Origin of the sequence: Aquabacterium sp., assembly GCF_030652515.1 — a bacterium.
Lineage (GTDB): Bacteria > Pseudomonadota > Gammaproteobacteria > Burkholderiales > Burkholderiaceae_C > Aquabacterium.
In genome coordinates this window covers 1-3097 of the sequence record NZ_JAUSAR010000006.1, presented here as the reverse complement: position 1 = coordinate 3097, position 3097 = coordinate 1, and the positions used below count along the sequence as shown (strand labels likewise).

Annotated in this window: 3 protein-coding genes; 2 read left to right on the top strand and 1 reads right to left on the bottom strand. The window is 54.1% G+C overall.

Annotated features, from left to right (window positions below):
* Together Q7V20_RS00735 and Q7V20_RS00730 are read left to right on the top strand one after the other, a co-directional pair.
* Positions 1 to 245: DnaJ domain-containing protein (locus Q7V20_RS00735; protein WP_304786142.1), on the top strand; the 245-nt coding region annotated here is incomplete at its 5' end.
* A 103-nt stretch (positions 246 to 348) separates the two neighbouring features.
* Positions 349 to 2649 carry a heavy metal translocating P-type ATPase gene (locus Q7V20_RS00730; protein ID WP_304786140.1) on the top strand — a complete coding sequence of 767 codons (2301 nt, stop codon included), beginning with the start codon at positions 349 to 351 and terminating at the stop codon, positions 2647 to 2649.
* Positions 2650 to 2653: 4 nt separating this feature from the next.
* Here the strand turns inward: Q7V20_RS00730 and Q7V20_RS00725 are convergent.
* A partial coding sequence (locus Q7V20_RS00725) for a pseudouridine synthase (protein WP_304786138.1) occupies positions 2654 to 3097 on the bottom strand: 444 nt, incomplete at its 5' end.

Sequence of the window (3097 nt, the reverse complement as noted above, 5' to 3'; positions counted from 1 at the left end):
AAAAAGAGAGTGAACAAATAAAAATAGATAAGGCCTATAAACTGCTGAATGTCTCACAGGGGGAGGAGCTTTCTGAGATCAAAAAAAGATTTAAAAAGCTTCTGTACAAATATCATCCCGATAGAGTTTATAACCAGGGGCAAGAGGTTGTCGACAAATACACCCTCACCTTTCAATCGATCCAAGCGGCATTTGAAACTATCCAAGCTGACAAAAGCACTCAGACAACACTTAGAGCTTCTTAAAGGAGTGATCTTCTAAAAAAGCGCACATCTTTTTCTGCGCTAAAAGTGCTACAATCTCTACAAACGTGCATCATTCTTAGTGCTCAAAAATAAGGGGGCATAAATGGAGAAGGATATTGTCTGCGGTATGGAGGTGTCTCCTTCTACACCGTATCAAAGCGATTATAAAGATCAATATTACCTTTTTTGCTCCGAACATTGTCAGCACAAATTTGAAGAGCATCCTGAAAACTTTCTCCCCTCTGAAAGCACATCGTGTCACAATCATAGCTGTTCAATCGATACAGCCAAGAGTGTTCTCTACACGTGTCCCATGCATCCCGAAGTGGAACAAATAGGACCAGGAAGCTGTCCGAAGTGCGGGATGGCACTTGAGCCTAAATCGATACAGATTGAAGAAGACACCTCCGAAGTTGACGCGATGATGCGCCGTTTTTGGATCAGTATGATCTTCGCCAGTGTTGTCTTCATCAGCGCGATGGGTTCGATGTTCCTGCCGCATACCTTTTCCGCCATTATCACACCCAAAACGGCCCAATGGGTCGAGATGCTCCTCTCTATCCCCGTCGTGTGGTGGGGAGGATCGATTTTTTATGTGCGCACGTGGGAGTCGATCCGCAACCGCAGCCTCAATATGTTCACCCTCATCGCATTGGGGACGGGGAGCGCCTGGATCTACAGCGCAATCGCCGTCCTTTTCCCCTCGCTGTTTCCCGAAAATCTCTCGATGCACGGGGTTATCCCCGTCTATTTCGAGGCGGCATCGGTCATCACCGCCCTCGTGTTGCTGGGGCAGGTGCTGGAGCTTCGTGCCCGTAGTCGTACCAACGATGCGATCCGACTCCTCCTCGGCCTCTCCCCAAAGAGTGCCCATCGTATCAACGCTGATGGGAGCGAAGAGGAGGTCTCTATCGAGTCGATCGTGATCGGTGATCGCCTCCGTATCCGACCGGGGGAAAAGATCCCCGTTGACGGCATCGTCATCGAGGGGGAGAGCCATGTGGATGAGTCGATGGTGAGCGGCGAGCCGATCCCGCTCTCCAAAAAATCGGGTGACCGCCTCATCGGCGCGACGATCAACACCACCGGAGGGCTCGTCATGGAGGCGCAGAGGGTGGGTGAGGATACGCTCCTCTCACAGATCGTCTCTATGGTGTCACAGGCACAGAGGAGCCGCGCCCCGATCCAAAAAACGGCAGATAGGGTGTCGGGGTATTTTGTCCCCGCCGTTATCGCTATCAGTATCGTCACCTTTATCCTTTGGTACTTTTTCGGCCCCGAACCCTCGCTGGGGTATGCTCTGGTCAATGCGGTGGCGGTGCTGATCATCGCCTGTCCGTGCGCTCTGGGGCTGGCTACACCGATATCGACCATGGTGGGGACGGGCAAGGGGGCGACGATGGGTGTCCTCATCAAAAATGCCGAGGCGCTGGAGATGAAGGAGAAGGTCGATACCCTCGTCGAGGACAATACGTGGACTCTCACCGAGGGTAAACCCAAACTTGCGACGGTCATTGCCATAGAGGGGTGGGAGGAGAGTGACGTTATTCGATTCGCCGCCTCGCTGGATAGAGGGAGCGAACACCCTCTGGCACGCGCGGTCGTGAACGGTGCGCAGGAGCGTGGATTACGCCTGAGTGAAACGGCTCAGTTTGTCTCCGTTAGCGGCAAAGGGGTGACGGGGGTGATCGACACTCATATGGTCGCCCTCGGAAATATCAGACTTATGGAAGAGCTGGGGATGGATGCGTCAGGACTTTTCGCGGAGGCGGACGCTCTACGCCGCGAGGGGATGAGTGTGATGTTCCTCGCCATTGATAATGCACTTGTCGGGATACTCGGGGTCGCCGACCCGATCAAAGCAACCACCGCTCAAGCGATCCGTGACTTGCACGCAGAGGGGATCACCGTCGTCATGCTCAGCGGGGACAGCCGCATCACCGCCGAGGCGGTCGGGGTGGTACTGGGGATCGATCGGGTGGAGGCGGAGGTGCTGCCGCAGCAAAAAGCTGACGTAATAAAACAGCTCCAAAGCGAGGGACATATCGTCGCGATGGCGGGGGACGGGATCAACGATGCTCCCGCACTGGCTCAGGCGCATGTGGGGATCGCGATGGGGAGCGGAACCGATGTGGCGATGGAGAGTGCGGGGGTCACCCTCGTGCAGGGGGATCTGCGGGGGATCGTCCGCTCCCGCCGTCTCAGCCGTGCTACGATGCGCAACATCCGCCAAAACCTCTTTTTCGCCTTTGTCTATAACAGCTTGGGGGTGCCGATCGCGGCAGGGGTACTCTATCCCTATTTCGGGATACTCCTATCACCGATGATCGCCGCCGCGGCGATGAGTTTCAGTTCGGTGTCGGTGATTACGAATGCGTTGAGGTTACGGGGGGAGAAGCTATAAAAAATTATTCGGTGATTGTATTCGAATCGATCAAACGGTATTTCCCCACCTTCAAATCCCCCAGTGTCAATTCCCCAAATGACGAGCGGTGCAATGCGGTGACATGGTTCCCCACCGCCGCAAACATCCGTCGTACCTGATGGTAACGTCCCTCGGTAATCTCAAGTGTTACGTGCGTATCATCAATAAGAGTGAGTTTTGCGGGAAGGCAGGGAAATTTTTCGCCGTGTAGCATTAATGTTCCTGAGGCAAAAATCTCTGTTTCATCTCCTCTAAGCGGTCGATCAAGTGTCGCTTCGTAGACTTTGGGTACTTTGTGTTTTGGGGAGGTGAGGCGGTGGAGCAATGTCCCATCATCTGTGAGGAGAAGTAATCCGCTCGTCTCTTTATCAAGCCGCCCGATAGTGGAGATTTTCGGATCGCGCAGTCTCCATCGCGCTGGGAGGAG

Coding starts and splice junctions, on each gene's coding strand:
- Q7V20_RS00730 (WP_304786140.1), top strand. CDS start 349: ATGGAGAAGGATATTGTCTGCGGTATGGAGGTGTCTCCTTCTACACCG.